This window comes from Actinoplanes sp. NPDC051475, assembly GCF_040689425.1.
Classification (GTDB): Bacteria; Actinomycetota; Actinomycetes; order Mycobacteriales; family Micromonosporaceae; genus Actinoplanes.
In genome coordinates this window covers 916,049-932,233 of the sequence record NZ_JBFAZZ010000001.1, presented here as the reverse complement: position 1 = coordinate 932,233, position 16,185 = coordinate 916,049, and the positions used below count along the sequence as shown (strand labels likewise).

The following is a 16,185-nucleotide window of genomic DNA, read 5'->3' as shown; positions in this document are numbered from 1 at the left end:
CGTTAAGGGCGTACGGGATGGAAGCCGTAGGGAAGCTCCAGCCGGTGCGCGCGCAGCAGCTCCTCGTCCGCGAGGATGTCCAGGGTCGGCCCGTCCGCCGCGATGCGGCCGCCGTCGAGGATCACCGAGCGGGGGCAGAGCTGCATCGCGTACGGGAGGTCGTGGGTGACCATCAGCACCGTCACCGGCAGGCTCTCGAGGATCTCGGCGAGCTCGCGCCTGCTGGCCGGGTCGAGGTTGGACGACGGCTCGTCCAGCACCAGCAGCTGCGGGCGCATCGCCAGCACCGTGGCCACCGCGACGCGCCGCCGCTGGCCGAACGACAGGTGGTGCGGCACCTGGTCGCGGTGCTCGCCCATGCCGACCGCGGCCAGCGCCTCGTCGACCCGCGCGGCCAGCGCGGCGCCGCGCAGGCCCAGGTTGGCCGGCCCGAACGCCACGTCCTCGGCGACCGTCGGCATGAACAGCTGGTCGTCGGGGTCCTGGAAGACGATGCCCACCCGGCGGCGGATCTCGGCCAGCCGCGACCGGTCGCCGGCGTCCACCCGCAGGCCGCCGACCTCGACCGTGCCCGCCCCGCCGTGCAGCACACCGTTGAGGTGCAGCACCAAGGTCGTCTTGCCGGCGCCGTTGGGCCCGAGCAGGGCGACGCGCTCACCCTCGGCGACACCCAGGTCAACGCCCCGAAGAGCGACACTGCCGTCCGGGTACGCGAAAGTCAGGCCCGCGATCCGCAGGCTCATCCGAGCACCGCCGCCAGCGCGATGGCGGCCGCCGACGCGGGCAGCACCGCTGACTGGGCCCACTGCGCGGCGGTCGCGCCACCCGTCTCCGGCCGGGGCAGGCGCCCGTCGTAACCGCGCGACACCATCGCCAGGTACACCCTCTCCCCCCGCTCGTACGCCCGCAGGAACAGCGAGCCGACGCTGACCGCGAACGCCTTGACCTGCCACAGGAACCTCGGATCGTACCCGCGGGAGAGCCGGGCGATCCGCATCCGCCGGGCGTCGTCGGCCAGGATGTCCAGGTAGCGCAGCATGAACGTGGCGATCTGGGTGAACACCGCCGGGCAGCGCAGCCGGTCCAGCCCCACGATCAGGTCGCGCATCGTGGTGGACGCGGCCAGCAGCAGCGAGGCCAGGACCCCGAGCGTGCCCTTGGCGAAGATGTTCCACGCGCCGTGCAGGCCGTCGACCGACAGCGACAGGCCCAGCCAGTCCACCCGCTCGCCGTGCCCGGCGAACGGCAGCGCGACGGCCAGCAGCACGAACGGCAGCTCGATGGTGGCTCGCTTGGCCAGCCACGACGCCGGCACCCGAGCCGCGGCGGCGACCCCGGCGAGCAGGACGGCGTAACCGGCGAAGGCCCAGAACTCCTCCCGGGGAGTCACCACGACCACGACGGTGAAGAGCAGCGTCGCGAGGATCTTCACCTCGGGGGCCAGGCGGTGCACGGGGCTCGGGCGGTCGAGGTGCAACGGGTGCGCGTGACCGGCCCCCACTAGACCCCGGCTTCCGACCGCTCGCGCGCGCCCGCGGGCCGGCGCCGGGCCACCCAGAACACGCCGCCGCCCAGGGCGAAGGTGATCAGCACGCCGAGCACGCCGGCCAGGCCCGTCGACAGGGGACCGTCGCCCAGGGCACGGATGCCGTAGCCGGCCATCGGAGTGCCGGCGAGCTGGTGCTGCCGCTCCCGCTGGGCCATGCAGGTCCCACCGATGATCTCACCGGCGGCGTCCAAGCTGCAGCCCTGACGCGCGGTGGCGTCCAGACCGTCGGGACTGCCGGACGCGAAATTGCTCACCACGCCGGCCAGGAGCAGCGCGACGAGGAGTCCTCCGGCCAGGAACCAGCCGAGCCGCTTCGTCATGCCACACCTCCGGAGACGGGCGCCGGCTCGGCCACCGGCGGCTTGCGGAACCGGCGCAGGGCGTACACCAGGTCCGGGCGTACGCGGGCGACGGTCGCGACCGTGGTGGCGGCGATCAGGCCCTCACCGATGCCGATCAGGATGTGCACGCCGGCCATCGTCCCGGAGACCCAGGCCAGGGAGAGTTGGGTGGTGCCGCCGAGCCAGTACTCGACCACGAAGCCCTGCGAGGCGACCACCACGCCGACGACCGAGCCGATGAAGGCCGTCGCGCCGACCCCGGCGGGCGTCTTCGGCAGGATCCGCATCAGGCCGGCGACGAGCAGATAACCGGCCGCGGTGCCGAGCAGCGCCATGTTGGTGACGTTGAGGCCCAGGGCGGTGAGGCCGCCGTCGGCGAAGAGCAGGCACTGCACGATCAGCACCGTCGAGACGCACAGCGCACCGACCCACGGTCCGACGAGGACGACGGCGAGGGTGCCGCCGAGCAGGTGACCGGAGACGCCGGGCAGCACCTGGAAGTTGAGCATCTGTACGGCGAAGATGAACGCGGCGACCAGGCCGGCCATGGGAGCCAGCCGGTCGTCGAGGTCGGCACGGGCGCGCCAGACGCAGAACGCGAGCGCGAGGGCGGCGAACACGGCGAAGAGGGCCGACACCGGACCGTTCACGATCCCGTTGGCGATGTGCATCGCCACTGTCTCCATCGTTCCTCCCCCTGCCGGCTGAGATCAGCATATTGGGGAGGTGTTGCTGTTGCATAGTTGTGGCAACTAGGTCACAGTGGCGAACCCTGTGCGCGGTGTCACGATCCGGGCATGAGCAGCATCATGCCCGCCCGGTTGACCGGACGGGCATGGACGCGCGGCGCAGGGCGGATCAGAGAGCGGCGAGGGCGCGGGCCCGCTCCGGCCAGGTACGGAAGCTGGGCGCGATACGCATACCGGCCCCGGTGATCGCGGCGCGCAGAGTCGCCTCGTCGGCGGCGGCCAGCTGTTCATAGGTGGTGATGCCGCCGGCGGCCAGGGCCATGGCCATCTTCGGCCCGATGCCGCCGATCTTCGTGAGGTCGTCGGGCTCTCGCACCGGTGCGTCGTCCGGTGCGGCCGCCTGCGCGGGAATGGTGCTCGTCGGCTCGGGCTCGGCCGTCACCACGGCGAGCGGCTCCGGCTCCGCGACCGTCACGCGCTCGGCGACCGCGACGGCGCCCAGGACCGGCTCGGGCTCAGCGACCGCGACGGGCTCTGCGACGGCAACGGGCTCGGCGGCCGCGACCGGCTCGGGGACCGCGACCGGCTCCGGCTCATTTGCGAGGGCCGGCTCGAGGCCGGCGAGCGGCGTCCGGCCGGCCGAGGTCTCCGCGACCGGCTCCGGCGCGGAGCGTGCCGGGGTGATCGGCTCCGGGGCGACCGGCTCGGTCGTGACGGCGACCGGCTCGGCGGCGACGGCGACCGGCGTCGGCTCCGGCCGGGCGGCCGCCACCGGGACCGGGGCCTCCCGCGGCTCCGCCACGGCGACCGGCTCCGGCTCGGCGGCCGGAGTCACGGGCTCGGGCTCGTCGCCCGGGGCCGGGCCGGACTCGGCGGCCTCATCGGCGCGCTGCTCGGGAGCGACGGGTTCGGGTACGGCGGGCGTGGTCGTGCTCGCCCCGCTGTGCTGGGCGGTGACTTGGCGTCCCCGCAGCAGCCAGCCGGCGAGCACACCGACCACCAGCCCGGCAACGAGGAAGAGGAACGATGCCACGACATGCCTCCGGACGGCTTCAGGTGCAGATGTAGCGCGCATCATAGGGGAGACTCCGCGCCGTCCTGCAGGCGAACCGCCGTCGATCCCATGACAGCCGTGCCGCCGGTGCTCATTTCGGGCGGGCCGGGGCGACGCTCGCCAGGAATCCGGCCTTGACCAGGGTGCGGCTCAGGGGCCGGACGAGCTCCGCCAGCCGTACGCAGCCGCCGGTCCCGAGCACCTCGTAGGCGGGTGCCGCCAGCCGGTCGGTCTCCTCCTCGATGCGGGCCCGCAGCGCCGTACCCTGGTCGCTCAGCTCGTCGCCCGTCATCAGCCCGCGGGCCCGCAACGTCTCAGTCTCCGCCGCCCACTCCTCCTTGCTCCAGCCCCGGCTGGCGCGCAGGAAACCGCCGCTGGCCTCGCCCGAGGCGGTGTGCAGGATCATCGATTGCAGGCCGGTCAGGCCCGCGACCAGCAGCGCCGCCACGTGGCCGTCGCCGCGGAACTCGCGCAGCAGCGTCTGGGCGTGCCACAGCACCAGGTGCGGTTCCTTGGGCCATTCGAGGTCGGCGTGGGCCGCGTACAGCGGCCGGCCCGCCATGTACGCGGTCGCGGACTCGGCGGCGCGCCGGGCCAGTGCGGCCGCCTCGGCCACCTCGTCGCCGCGCAGCGCGTCGCCCAGGCCGCGTTCCAGGGCGGCGTCCGCCGCCGCGAGCCGGGCCTCGATCACCGCTGCCGGGCTCGTGGTCTCCCAGACCGCCGGCAGGAACCGGGCCACCAGGTCCGGCCGGAAGTTGTAGAAGGTCGCCACGACCGGGCCGGGCCCGACCGGGCCGAAGACCCCGCCGCGGGCGGCGAAGTAGCCCGCCCGGGCCGGGATCCCCAGGGCCTCGAAGCGTTCGGTGGACTCGGGCACGAAGTAGACCATCGCGTGCAGCGGCTCGGCCATCCGCCAGGCTTCGCGGGCAACCGCAGGATCGAGCGTCGTCATGCCCGCATCCTGTCATTACCCGCCGGTAGGCGCGACGGTCAGTGCCGACAGGCCCGCGACGGCGTCGACGTCGACCCGGTCGGTGGTGCCGGCCCAGGACGGCGGAGTGAAGGTACGGCCGGCCGCGACGCCCCGATGCGTACGCCCGTCCAGCACGACCTGCGAAGCGCCGCTGCCGAGCCGGACCCGCACCGGGGCGGAGCCCGCGGTCCGCACATCGAAGAGGCTGACCCCGCCGGACATCCGTACGCTCAGGGTGCCGTCGGGCTCGGGCAGCGTGAGGTTGATCCGGCTGGCACCGCCGCTGAGGTCCACCCCGCCGACCCGGGCGCCGGTCAGGTCGATGGTGCTCAGCTGCGCGCCCCCGGCCACCCGGAGGTCCCACCGCACCCGGGTGTTCAGCGCGACGTCCACGGCTTCCGGCGTGCCGTCCAGGCGGACCCGTACCTTCCCGTCCCGCTCGTCGGCGCGGGGTGCGCCCGCGGGGGTGCTGATCCGGTAGAGGTCGTCGCCGAGGTCGGCGGTGCGCAGGGTCACCGTCTTGGCGCCGTCGACCAGCTCGAGGGCCGCCGCCGTGCGCCCGTCGCGCGGGCCGGTCGCGATGTGCCCCGCCGCGGGCGGCGGCGCCGAACGGCTGCCCTGTTCTTCGGCGGCGGCGGCCGGGGGTGCCCACTGGCGGCTGTCCCGGTCGCCGTCGTCGCCGCCCCTGCCGATCGTGACCACCGCGACCCCGGTGAGGATGAGCGCGGCGGCGGCGATGCCGGCGCCCACCAGCCAGCGCCGCCCGGGCTCGGCCGCCGGCCCGCCCTCGCGCCCCGCCCCGAGAAGGGCGTCCGGTGAGGCTGCAGATGGCGTCGGCGCGGTGGGGACGAGTGGTGGCGGGGACGCGGTGGGGACGGATGGCGGCGCAGACGCGGCCGAGTCCTCGCCGTCCTCGCGCCGGGTGATGACGAGGGAGAGGGCGGCGCGGGCGAGGGTGGGTCCGTTCCAGCCCGCCGGGCGTTCCCCGGTGAGAGCCGGGAGCTCAACCGTGGGCTCCTCCTCCGGCAGCGGGGTGTCGGGCGTGGGCCAGTCGGTCGGTGACGGGTCGTGGGTTCCCTGCATGGTGTTCCCTCCATGTCGGTGCCACGAATCGGTACGTACGCCGCGCCCGTGCGGATCGGCCGGGTCGTCACCTTTCGACAGGGCCTAAGGTTGCGGGGGTGGAGGATCTGGCGGAGCGGCTCGGCGCGCTGACCTTCCGGGACCTCACCCAGGAGCAGGTGACGGCGCTGATCATCGACACCGTCACGGCGTGGGGTGCGGGTCAGGGGTGGCGGGTCTACCGGCGGGCGCCCAGTGTCATGCGGCTGCCGCCGCCGATGGACCGGCAGCATTCGGTGCTGGACGTGGCCCTGGCGCGGCCCGGCGCGCCGCCGATCGTGGTGGAGGTCGATCACACCGATCGGCGGCGTACGGTCGAGAAGCTGCTGGCCGAGGCCGAGGAGGGCCGGATCCCGTTGTGGGTGCGGTGGGGCCCGGGCCGGATCGCCGAGGCGCCGCCGCCGATCCATGTCGTCGCCCTGCGGGTCGACCGTCATCAGGGGCGCTATTCGCGCAGCGATCTGCGCGCGCCCGAGCACTCCGCGCGCCCGCCCATGACGGGCGAGGCGGCGGAGCTTCCCCTGATCGAGTAGCGGTGCTCAGTCGGTCGGCGGGACCAGGTTCTTGCCGCTGGCCGGGTCGAACACCTGGAGCCTCGTCGTGTCGTACCAGAGCCGGGCGGTGCGCCCGCGCCGGACGTCGGCCGCGGCGTCCAGCCGGGCCGTGATGAGCACGCCGTCGCTGTGCAGGTCGTTGCCCGTGTCCTTGGCCAGATCGTCGAGGTCCGCGGATCGGGCCTCCTCGCCCTTCATCAAGAAGTACGCGTAGACGTCCGACCCCATCGCCTCCACGATGTCGATCGGGGCGTCGAACGTCGCGCCGGGTTTGTCGCCGACGAGCGAGGCGTCCTCGAAGTGCTCCGGGCGGATCCCGATGATGACGTCCTTGCTGGCGGTCTTCGCGCCGTCGAGGGCCTGCCGCACCCGGTCCGGCAGCTGGGCCTCGCCGAGGGCGGTCACCACCATGCCCTGGCCCTTGAGCTGCCCGGGGAGGAAGTTCATCGACGGGCTGCCGATGAATCCCGCCACGAAGAGGTTGGCCGGGCGGGCGTACAGGTGGGCGGGGGAGCCGACCTGCTGCACGACGCCGCCGCGCATGACCACGACCCGGTCGCCGAGGGTCATTGCCTCGGTCTGGTCGTGGGTGACGTAGAGGGTCGTGGTGCCCAGGGTCTTCTGGATCCGGGAGATCTGGGTGCGCATCTGCACGCGCAGCTTGGCGTCCAGGTTCGACAGCGGCTCGTCCATGAGGAAGGCCTTCGGCTGGCGGACGATGGCCCGGCCCATGGCGACCCGCTGGCGCTGGCCGCCGGACAGGTTCGACGGCTTGCGGTCCAGGTGCTGGGACAGCTCCAACATCTCGGCCGCTTCCGCCACCTTCGTACGGATGGTGGCCTTGTCCAGGCCCGCCAGCCGGAGCGGGAACCCCATGTTCTCGCCGACGGTCATGTGCGGGTAGAGCGCGTACGACTGGAACACCATGGCGATGTCCCGGTCCTTGGGTGCCTTGTCGTTGACGACCTGGCCGTCGATGATCAGCTTGCCGGCGGTGATGTCCTCCAGGCCGGCCACCATGTTGAGCGTCGTCGACTTCCCGCACCCGGACGGGCCGACCAGGATGATGAACTCGCCGTCGGCGATGTCGAGGTTGAAGTCGTCCACGGCGAGGGCGCCGTCGGGGTAGCGCTTCACGACGTGGTCCAGAACGATCTCGGCCACTTCAGCTCCTCTGCTGTGTCGAGTCTGGGTGGGTGGGTTCTGCGGCGGCCGATCAGCCCTTGACGGCGCCCGAGGTGAGGCCGGCGACGATCCGGCGCTGGAAGACCAGGACGAAGATCACGATCGGGATGGTGATGACCACGGCGGCGGCCGCGATCGGCCCGGTGGGCTTCTCGAACGTCGTCGCGCCGGTGAAGTAGCTCATCGCGGCCGGCACGGTCCGTGCCGACGAGGTGGAGGTCAGCGAGAGGGCGAACAGGAAGTCGTTCCAGCAGGAGATGAAGACGAGGATGGCCGTCGTGAACACGCCCGGCATCGCCAGCGGGGTGATGACCCGGCGGAAGGCCTGGTACGGCGTGGCGCCGTCCATCTTCGCCGCCTTCTCGAGGTCCCAGGGGATCTCGCGGAAGAACGCGGAGAGCGTGTAGATCGCCAGCGGCAGCGCGAAGGCGATGTACGGGATGATCAGACCGCCCCAGGTGTCGAACAGCCCGATCGCCGTCTCGATCTTGAACAGCGGCGTCACGAGCGCGATCTGGGGGAACATCGAGACGAGCAGCGCCGTGGCGACGATCGCCTTCTTGCCGGGGAAGTCCAGGCGGGCGATGGCGTACGCGGCCATCGTGCCGAACACGATGGCGATCAGGGTGGCGATGATGCAGATGCCGATCGAGTTCATCAGCGCCCGGAGGAAGTCGGAGTTCGAGAAGATCGCCGAGTAGCTGTCGTCGGTGGGCGACGAGGGGAAGTAGTTCCCGTCGTTGAGGGTCGCCTCGTCCTTCAGGGACAGGGAGACGATCCAGACCACGGGGACGAACGCGTACAGCAGGACGAGGATGTTGACGCCCCACCACATCAGCTTGCGGTTCGTGGTCTCCGGCTGCATGACTACCGCCTCCCTTCGGCGTCCGACCCGGGCGCTGCCGTCCCGAAGAACTTGACGAACAGGAACGCGATGATCCCGGTGGTGATGAAGATCAGGACCGACATCGCCGAGCCGATGCCGAGGTTCAGCCCCCGGATCAGGTTGCTGTAGGCCACCATCGAGACCGAGCTGGTCTTGTTGGACCCGCTGGTCAGCACGAAGATGTTGTCGAAGACCCGGAACGCGTCCAGGGTGCGGAACAGCAGCGCGACCAGGATGGCCGGCTTGATCAACGGTACGGTCACCGTCCAGAACCGCTTCCACGCGTTCGCGCCGTCCATCGAGGCGGCCTTGAGCAGGTCCTCGGGCACCAGGGCCAGGCCCGCCATCAGCAGCAGGGCCATGAACGGGACCGTCTTCCAGACCTCGGCCAGGATGATGATCCAGATCGACGGCCAGAACTGGGTGAGCGGTGCCGAGTCACCGGCGGCCAGCCAGCCCAGGCCCTGGGTCCAGGCGAAGCGCCAGGAGAACGCCGCTACCACGGTCACGATCGCGTACGGCACCAGCGCCGAGGTGCGTACCAGCCCACGCCCCACGATCGTGCGGTGCATGACGATGGCGAGCAGCATCCCCAGCACGAGTTCGAGGCTCGCGCCGACCACGGTGATCAGCATCGTGACGCCGAACGCGGTCCACCAGATCGGGCTGGACAGCACGGTGACGTAGTTGCCGAACCAGATGAACTCGTTCGCATCCGGTTGCCGCAGGTCGGCCTTGTTCAGCGACAGCCAGAACGCGTACAGGATCGGATAGGCGGCCACCGCGAGCATGATCACGACGGCCGGGGCCACGAGCATCAGGCCCAGCTTGCGTTCGGCCTTCTTCGCGTCGGTGTGGCGCTGACGGGCGATGGCGGTGGTGCCGTCGTCCATGCGGTCCTCGGCCGCTTGCGCGGCCGCCGCTGTCGGTGTGGCGGTCATGGGACGATCCCCTTGCCCTCGATCGCATCCTTGATGGAGTCCCGTAGCTCATCGGCCGCCGCCTGCGGGTCGATCTTCGACGGGGGTGACAACGTGGTCGACACGATGGTCGAGATGTTCTGGTACACCGGCGAGACCGGCCGCGGGACGGCGGTCTCGAGCTCGGCCTTCATGACGTCGGCCATCGGGTAGGCCTTCTGGAACTCGGGCAGCTCGAAGACCGTGGCGAGGGCCGGGACGTCGCCCGCGTCGAGGGCGGCGCTCAGGGCGTTCTTCTGGTCGCGCAGGCACATCGCCGCCTCGAAGGCCTCGGCCGGGTGCTTGCTGTAGCTGCTGATCGCGTAGTTCATGCCGCCCAGCGTCACCTTCGGCGCGCTGCCGTCGATCGACGGATACGGGGCGTAGCCGAGATCGTCGACGAGCTTGGGGTTCGCGTCGCGCATGGCGCTGAGCACGTACGGCCAGTTGAGCGAGAACGCCGAGCGGCCGGCCTGGAGGTCGGCGAACACCTCGGGCTCCTGCGCGTTCGACAGCGACGCGCTGGTGACACCGGAGGTGGCGAGCCGCTTGAGCAGGGTCAGGGCCTGCACGGTCTTGTCGTCGATCGTCGGCGCCGAGCTGTCCTCGTTGACGAGGGTGCCGCCGCTGGCGGTGATCAGGTTGTTGACGTTGACCACGTAGCCCTCGTACTGGGCGGCGGTGAGGCCGATCTCATAGGGCTTGCCCGCGGCCTTGAGCTGCTGGGCCATCGTGATCATCTCGTCGAACGTCTTGGGCGGCGTGGGTACGAGCGACTTGCGGTACCACAGGAGCTGGACGTTGGTCGTCCGTGGGACGCCGTACAGCTTGTCCTTCCAGGTCGCCGTGTCGATCGGCGGCTGGAGCGTGTCCTTGGTGGCCTGTGCCTTCTGCTCGCCGGTCAGTTCCCTGATCCATTTCGCCTCGGCGAACTCGGCCGTCCACGTGACGTCCATGCCGAGCAGGTCCATGCCGCCGTCGTGGGCGGCGAGCCGCCGGACGAACTGGTCGCGCTGGCCGTCGGCGTCACTGGGCAGGAGGTTGCCGACGATGGTGTACCGGCCGGCCGCCCGCTGGTTGCAGTCTTGGATGACCTTGTCGAAGCCGGTGCCGCTGGCGCCGCCGTAGAGGTTGACCACCGTGCCCTTCGGCCCGCTGGAGCAGGCCGCGATCGGGGCCAGCAGCGCCGCGACGCCGATCGCCGCCGCCCATCGTGACGGCCGCCGAGCCGCCCCCGTCCGCCGTGGAATCATCAGCGATCCTCCGTCCGGAAACAGTCGCTAGATATGGCGCAGATCACAGCTACTCATCGAGACTGTCAGATAACGCAGTGATCCGCGAGGCGGGAATCGGCTCCGAAGAAAAAATCCTTTCGGGGCGCGTCCGAGGCGCCGGTTTTGCGGCGCAAAACCCATTTAGGACGACGGGCGGGTGCGGCCTTTCAGATGCCGGCCGAGGGCGCGGGCGATCTCGCGGTCGGCGTCGCGCCGGGCGATCGCCTGGCGCTTGTCGTACTCCCGCTTGCCGCGGGCGAGGGCGAGCTCGACCTTGGCCCAGCCGTCGTTGAAGTACAGCGACAGCGGCACCAGGGCGATGCCCGGCTCGCGCAGTTTGTCGAGGATGCGGGCGATCTCGACCCGGTGCAGCAACAGCTTGCGGGTCCGCCGCGGCGCGTGGTTGGTCCACGAGCCGAACCCGTACTCGGCGATGTGCAGGTTGTAGAGCATGATCTCGCCCTCATGCTCCTGGGCGAAGGCGTCGACGATCGACGCGTACCCGGCGCGCAGCGACTTCACCTCGGTGCCCGCCAGCACGAGCCCGGCCTCGTACGTCTTGAGGATCTCGTAGTCGTGCCGCGCCTTGCGGTTGGACGCGATGACCTTGCGACCGGTCTCCCTGGGCGTGGCCGTCTCCTCACCTCGGCCCGTTCCCGCCGGGCGCTGCATCTGCCAGGGTGCGAGCCTACGTGCCGCTACCGTCGGTCAGCAGGCCGACGGCAGGCAGCGCCAGGCCCGCGTGGGTCAGGTCGCGCAGCAGCCGGCTCAGCTCGGCCGGGCGCAGGCCCGCGTGCGCGGGCGGTGCGGTGGCCGGTACGCCCAGCGCCCGCGCCGCCTGGACGGCCAGGTCGGTGATCGCCGCCTCGAGGGCGCGCAGGCGAACCTGGCGCAGGCCGGGCTCGGTGCTGGTGCGCAGGTCGTCGTGCAGGCGCAGCAGCCGCCGCAGGTCCGTGGCGAGCTGCTCGATCGGTGCGGAGTGCGGGCACAGCGGATCGGGACGCCGGCCGGCCGCGTGCCACACGGCCCGGGCGAGGCGCGGGGCGTAGATCGCCGCGCCCACGGCCAGCGTGGGCGAGAGCATGATCGCAACGATCTGGGCGGCTCTGGCGAGGTCCATGGCGGGGACTTCCGGCTGACTGTTCGTAGCTTCCGCGCCCCGCTCGCCGCTTGTCAACGCCGCGTCGTCAGCATCTGAGCGCGTACGCCTTCTCATCGGCAAGATGGAACGAGGTGCCACCGATCGCACGAGAGGACGAAGAGATGATCTTCATTACCGCCAAGTTCCTCATCAGGCCGGAGTCCGCGGACCGGTGGCCGGAGATCGCGGGTCCCTTCACCCGGGCGACCCGCGCGGAACCGGGCTGCCTGTGGTTCGACTGGTCGCGCAGTCTCGACGACCCGGACGAGTACGTCCTGGTGGAGGCGTTCCGGGACGCGGACGCCGGTGCGGCGCACGTCAGCTCGGCCCACTTCAAGCAGGCCCAGCAGGAGCTGCCGCCGCATCTGCGATCCACGCCGCGGATCATCAGCCAGACGGTGGACCAGGACGACTGGTCCGAGCTGGGCGAGCTGGCCGTCGACTGACCGGCCGGGAACAGCGTCGATGCTCAGCCGGATGTGCGCTGCAGCAGCGGGGCCGTGCCCAGGCCCCGCAGCGACGCGTCCAGCACCGCGGCCGTGTGCGCCAGGGCGATCTCCCCGCCGAGGCGCCGGACCGAGGCGGCCACCTGCATCAGGCAGCCCGGGTTCGCCGTGACCAGCAGCTCCGCGCCGGTGGCCAGCACCGTGCGGGCCTTGCGCTCGCCGAGCTCGGCCGCGGGCTCCGGATTGAGGACGTTCCATACCCCGGCCGAACCGCAGCAGATCTCCGGGTCGGCGATCTCCTTCACCGTGAGCCCGGGTATGCCTGCCAGCAGCGCGCGCGGCTGAGCGCGGACACCTTGGGCGTGCCCGAGGTGGCACGCGTCGTGGTACGCGACCGTGATCGGCAGCGGGTGCCGCTCGGCGGCCGGCCCCAGCTCCACCAGGATCTCCGACAGATCGCGGACCTTGGCGGCGAAGGCGGCCGCGCGGGCGGCGTACGCGGGATCGTCGCGCAGCAGTTCCGCGTACTCCTTCATCGACGAGCCGCAGCCGGCGGCATTGACCACCACGTGGTCGACGCCCGCCCGGTCGAACGTGTCGATGAGCCTCCGCGCGAAACGCTGCGCCTCCGCCTCGCGGCCGTTGTGGACGCTCAGCGCGCCGCAGCAGCCCTGGGACGGCGGGACGACCACGTCGCACCCCTCGGCGGCGAGGACCCGGATCGTCGCCGAGTTGACGTCGGGGAAGAATGCGCTTTGCACGCAGCCGGTCAGCACGCCGACCACCGCACGGCGGGTCCCGGCGGCGGGCACGAGTCGCGGCGGGCGGGGAACCGTACGCAGCCGGGGGGTCAGCGACTCCAGCGTGCCCAGCGTCGGGCCGAGCCGCGCCATCAGCCCGCTGCGGGCCACGAGACCCTGCAACCCGCTCGCCTGGTACGCCCGCAGCGGCCCGCGCAGCAGCCGCAGCCGCCGCGGATACGGGAACAGCGCGAAGATGGCCGCCCGCAGGGCCCGCTGCCGGGGCGGCCGGTCGTGGCGCCGCTCGACCTGGGCCCGGGTGTCCTCGATGAGCCGGTCGTAGCGCACGCCGGACGGGCAGGCGGTCACGCAGGCCATGCAGCCGAGGCAGCGGTCGTAGTGCCGGACCATCGAGTCGCTCATCGGCTCGCCGTCCAGCCCGGCCTTCATCAGGTAGATCCGGCCCCGGGGCGAGTCCATCTCCTCGCCCCAGAGCACGTACGTCGGGCAGGTGGTGAGGCAGAACCCGCAGTGCACGCAGTCGGCGATGAGCTCCGCGGCCGGCGGCCGGTGGTCGTCGAACGCGGGGGGCCCGGCCACCGGGCCGAGCACGTCGCGCGGGGCCTCGTGCGTACCCCAGGTGGCGTCGACCATCAGATGCCTCCCACGAAACGGCCGGGCGCGAAGCGGTGCCCCGGATCGAACCGGTCCTTGACCCGGCGCATGAGGGCGAGGCCGGGCACCGGTCCCCACATGTCGACGGCGTGCCGGACCTCCTCCGGCGCGGTCAGGACGACGGTGTGCCCGCCCGCGCGGACGGCCGTGGCCCGCAGCAGCTCGATCGTGCGGGGAACGTCGCCGGTGACGTGGGCGTAGAGGACTCCGGTGCCCGCCGAACCGCGGATGGTGGTGCCCGGCGCGGCTCCCAGCAGCTCCGGCACCCGGGACAGCGGCGCGGTGAGCTTGACGCCCACGCCGCCCGCGGGCCACGGAAGGGCGCCCCACCAGGCGGGGAGGTCGCCCGTTGCGCCGCCCAGGACCTTCTCGAGCCGGGCCGCCCGGTCGCGGACACCCTCGGCGGTCCCCTCCACGAGCACCGCGATCGTCACCGGCCCCGACCCGTCGTGGTCGATCTCCACTGCGGTGGGCACCACCTGCTCACCACGGACGGCGGCGAGCAGGGGGCCCACCTCGGCCACGTCCGCCTCGCGCAGCACCACGGCCCGCGCCGGGGGCACCGGGTGCAGGCGGAACGCGCACTCGGTGATCAGCCCGAGGGTGCCGTACGAGCCGGTGAAGAGCTTGCCCAGGTCGTACCCGGCGACGTTCTTGACGACCTTGCCGCCCGAGCGGGTGACCGTGCCGTCGGGCCGGACCACCGTCATGCCGATGACCAGGTCGCGGGCGGTCCCGTAGAGCAGCCGGCGCGGCCCGCTGGTGTTCGTCGCGAGCGCGCCGCCCACGGTGGCGCCCGGCAGCGGCGAGTCCAGGGCAAGCTGCTGGGCGCCGAAGTCGAGCTCGGACAGCACGGTGCCGGCCCGGACGACGGTGATGAGGTCGCCCGCCGCGTGCTCGACGACGCCGGTGAGCCGATGGGTGTCGAGGATGAGGTCGAGCCGGCGCGGCGGCAGCCCCCAGTCCAGCTTGGTGCCTGCGCCGCGGACGACCACGGCGAGGCCGTCGGCATCGGCCGCGCGCAGGATGTCCGCGGCCTCCTCCGTGTCGGCGGGCGCGGCGACGAACCGCGCCGGGACGCCGCCGACCTGGTCGTCGCTGCCTGCCGGGCGCCGGCGCATCAGAAGATCTCCGCCGCGGCCGGGGCGTCCGAGGCCGAGTGCCGCCGCGGGACCTCGCCGCACAGCCGGGGCGTGGGGAAGACCTTGCCGGGGTTCGCCAGGCCGGCCGGGTCGAACGCGCAACGCAGCAGGTGCATGGTCTCCAGGTCGTCGCCGGTGAACATGCGCGGCATGTACTTCGCCTTGTCCATGCCGACGCCGTGCTCGCCGGTGATCGAGCCGCCGTACTCGATGCAGAGGTCGATGATCGCCCCGGACACCGTCTCCGCGCGCTCCGCCTCGCCCTCGACCGCCGCGTCGAAGAGCACGAGCGGATGCAGGTTGCCGTCGCCGGCGTGGAAGACGTTGGCCACGCGGACGCCGTGCGCCGCGGCGACCTCGCCGATGCGGTGCAGCACCTCGGGCAGCGCGGTCCGCGGGATCACACCGTCCTGCACGATGTAGTCGGGGCTGATCCGGCCGACCGCCGCGAACGCCGACTTGCGGCCCTTCCAGAACAGCGCCCGCTCGGCGTCGTCCGCGGCGATCCGCAGCTCGAAGGCGCCGTTCTCCTCACACAGGGCCGTGACCTGCTCGAACTGCGCGGCGACCTCGGCGGCGGGCCCGTCCAGCTCGACGATCAGCACCGCGCCGGCGCCCTCGGGATAGCCGCACGCCACGGCCGCCTCGGCGGCCTCGATCGCGAGGGCGTCCATCATCTCGATCGCCGCCGGGACCACCCCGGCGGCGATGATCGCCGAGGTGGCGGCGCCGGCCTCGTCGGTGGTCGCGAAGGCGGCGAGGAGGGTACGCACGGACTCCGGCAGCCGCGTCAGGCGTACGGTGACCCGCGTGGCGATGCCCAGCGTGCCCTCGGACCCGACGAAGGCGCCGAGCAGGTCGTAGCCCGGGGTGTCGGGGGCCGGCCCGCCCAGCTCGACGAGGTCGCCGTCCGGGGTGACGATCTGGGCCCCGACCACGTGGTTGGTGGTGAAGCCGTACTTCAGGCAGTGCGCGCCGCCCGAGTTCTCGGCGACGTTGCCACCGATCGAGCAGATCTGCTGGCTGGACGGGTCGGGCGCGTAGTAGTAGCCGTGCGGGGTGGCGGCCTTCGTGACGTGCAGGTTGATCACGCCGGGCTCGAGGACGGCCCGCTCGTCGGCGGGCGCGATCTCGACGATCTCGCGCATCCGCGAGGTCACCACCAGCACGCCCTCGGCGTGGGGCAGCGCCCCTCCGGACAGCCCGGTGCCCGAGCCCCGGGCGACGAAGGGCACCCCGGCCGCAGTGCAGGCCCGCACGGTCAGCGCGCACTCGTCCGCGTCGCGGGGCAGGACCACCAGCCCCGGGGTGACCTTGTAGTGGGCCAGGCCGTCACACTCGTACGTCCGCAGCTCCTGACGGTCGTCGACGATCCGGTCGGCACCCAGCGCGGCCCGCAGCGTGCCGGCCAGTTCCTGCAGCGGAGTCATCGGCGACCTCCCTGTCGTCAACTTA

At 72.3% G+C, this 16,185-nt stretch carries 18 protein-coding genes; 2 read left to right on the top strand and 16 right to left on the bottom strand.

What is annotated here, in order from left to right; all coding sequences use genetic code 11:
* Positions 1-2 precede the first annotated feature (2 nt).
* The 7 genes from AB0368_RS04360 to AB0368_RS04330 form a co-directional block, all read right to left on the bottom strand.
* Entirely contained in the window at positions 3-743 is a 741-nt protein-coding gene (locus AB0368_RS04360; protein WP_366152331.1) for an ABC transporter ATP-binding protein, read from the bottom strand.
* Positions 740-1,501: a cobalt ECF transporter T component CbiQ gene (gene cbiQ / locus AB0368_RS04355; protein WP_366152330.1), complete on the bottom strand. Its 762-nt coding sequence runs from the start codon at positions 1,499-1,501 to the stop codon at positions 740-742. The genes AB0368_RS04360 and cbiQ overlap by 4 nt, the downstream gene beginning before the upstream one ends.
* A complete protein-coding gene (locus AB0368_RS04350) occupies positions 1,501-1,869 on the bottom strand; it encodes a PDGLE domain-containing protein (protein WP_366152329.1) in 369 nt (122 codons plus the stop codon). Before AB0368_RS04350 ends, cbiQ begins: the two co-directional genes overlap by 1 nt.
* Complete coding sequence (locus AB0368_RS04345; RefSeq protein ID WP_366152328.1) at positions 1,866-2,576, bottom strand: energy-coupling factor ABC transporter permease; 711 nt, start codon at positions 2,574-2,576, stop codon at positions 1,866-1,868. The genes AB0368_RS04350 and AB0368_RS04345 overlap by 4 nt, the downstream gene beginning before the upstream one ends.
* A gap of 172 nt (positions 2,577-2,748) precedes the next feature.
* Positions 2,749-3,612 carry a helix-hairpin-helix domain-containing protein gene (locus tag AB0368_RS04340; protein WP_366152327.1) on the bottom strand — a complete coding sequence of 288 codons (864 nt, stop codon included), beginning with the start codon at positions 3,610-3,612 and terminating at the stop codon, positions 2,749-2,751.
* A 112-nt stretch (positions 3,613-3,724) separates the two neighbouring features.
* Complete coding sequence (locus AB0368_RS04335) at positions 3,725-4,585, bottom strand: hypothetical protein (RefSeq protein WP_366152326.1); 861 nt, start codon at positions 4,583-4,585, stop codon at positions 3,725-3,727.
* 15 nt (positions 4,586-4,600) lie between these two features.
* Complete coding sequence (locus AB0368_RS04330) at positions 4,601-5,689, bottom strand: hypothetical protein (RefSeq protein ID WP_366152325.1); 1,089 nt, start codon at positions 5,687-5,689, stop codon at positions 4,601-4,603.
* Between the two features lie 98 nt (positions 5,690-5,787).
* Here AB0368_RS04330 and AB0368_RS04325 point away from each other — a divergent pair, with 98 nt between their 5' ends.
* Positions 5,788-6,261: a hypothetical protein gene (locus AB0368_RS04325; RefSeq protein WP_366152324.1), complete on the top strand. Its 474-nt coding sequence runs from the start codon at positions 5,788-5,790 to the stop codon at positions 6,259-6,261.
* Between the two features lie 6 nt (positions 6,262-6,267).
* Here AB0368_RS04325 and ugpC read toward each other — a convergent pair whose 3' ends face one another.
* From ugpC to AB0368_RS04295, 6 genes are all read right to left on the bottom strand, one after another.
* Positions 6,268-7,446 (bottom strand): sn-glycerol-3-phosphate ABC transporter ATP-binding protein UgpC, encoded by a 1,179-nt coding sequence (gene ugpC, locus AB0368_RS04320; RefSeq protein WP_366152323.1) that lies wholly within the window; start codon positions 7,444-7,446, stop codon positions 6,268-6,270.
* A 52-nt stretch (positions 7,447-7,498) separates the two neighbouring features.
* Positions 7,499-8,332 carry a carbohydrate ABC transporter permease gene (locus tag AB0368_RS04315; RefSeq protein ID WP_366152322.1) on the bottom strand — a complete coding sequence of 278 codons (834 nt, stop codon included), beginning with the start codon at positions 8,330-8,332 and terminating at the stop codon, positions 7,499-7,501.
* Positions 8,333-8,334: 2 nt separating this feature from the next.
* A complete protein-coding gene (locus AB0368_RS04310) occupies positions 8,335-9,246 on the bottom strand; it encodes a sugar ABC transporter permease (protein ID WP_366152389.1) in 912 nt (303 codons plus the stop codon).
* A 44-nt stretch (positions 9,247-9,290) separates the two neighbouring features.
* Positions 9,291-10,565 (bottom strand): ABC transporter substrate-binding protein, encoded by a 1,275-nt coding sequence (locus AB0368_RS04305; RefSeq protein ID WP_366152321.1) that lies wholly within the window; start codon positions 10,563-10,565, stop codon positions 9,291-9,293.
* Positions 10,566-10,727: 162 nt separating this feature from the next.
* Positions 10,728-11,258: an SsrA-binding protein SmpB gene (gene smpB / locus AB0368_RS04300; RefSeq protein ID WP_366152320.1), complete on the bottom strand. Its 531-nt coding sequence runs from the start codon at positions 11,256-11,258 to the stop codon at positions 10,728-10,730.
* Between the two features lie 16 nt (positions 11,259-11,274).
* Positions 11,275-11,706 carry a hypothetical protein gene (locus tag AB0368_RS04295; protein ID WP_366152319.1) on the bottom strand — a complete coding sequence of 144 codons (432 nt, stop codon included), beginning with the start codon at positions 11,704-11,706 and terminating at the stop codon, positions 11,275-11,277.
* Between the two features lie 143 nt (positions 11,707-11,849).
* On the opposite strand from AB0368_RS04295, the gene AB0368_RS04290 reads away from it, so the two are divergent.
* The gene (locus AB0368_RS04290) at positions 11,850-12,173 is read left to right on the top strand and encodes a putative quinol monooxygenase (RefSeq protein WP_366152318.1); all 324 of its coding nucleotides are present in this window, start codon (positions 11,850-11,852) and stop codon (positions 12,171-12,173) included.
* Between the two features lie 23 nt (positions 12,174-12,196).
* Here the strand turns inward: AB0368_RS04290 and AB0368_RS04285 are convergent, their stop codons facing one another.
* From AB0368_RS04285 to AB0368_RS04275, 3 genes are read right to left on the bottom strand one after another with little or no spacing between them, the layout of a single operon-like run.
* Positions 12,197-13,567, bottom strand: coding sequence for a heterodisulfide reductase-related iron-sulfur binding cluster (locus AB0368_RS04285; RefSeq protein WP_366152317.1), 1,371 nt, complete (start codon positions 13,565-13,567; stop codon positions 12,197-12,199).
* Complete coding sequence (locus AB0368_RS04280; protein WP_366152316.1) at positions 13,567-14,709, bottom strand: FAD-binding oxidoreductase; 1,143 nt, start codon at positions 14,707-14,709, stop codon at positions 13,567-13,569. Before AB0368_RS04280 ends, AB0368_RS04285 begins: the two co-directional genes overlap by 1 nt.
* Positions 14,709-16,160, bottom strand: coding sequence for an FAD-linked oxidase C-terminal domain-containing protein (locus AB0368_RS04275; protein ID WP_366152315.1), 1,452 nt, complete (start codon positions 16,158-16,160; stop codon positions 14,709-14,711). The genes AB0368_RS04280 and AB0368_RS04275 overlap by 1 nt, the downstream gene beginning before the upstream one ends.
* Between the last annotated feature and the right edge of the window lie 25 nt (positions 16,161-16,185).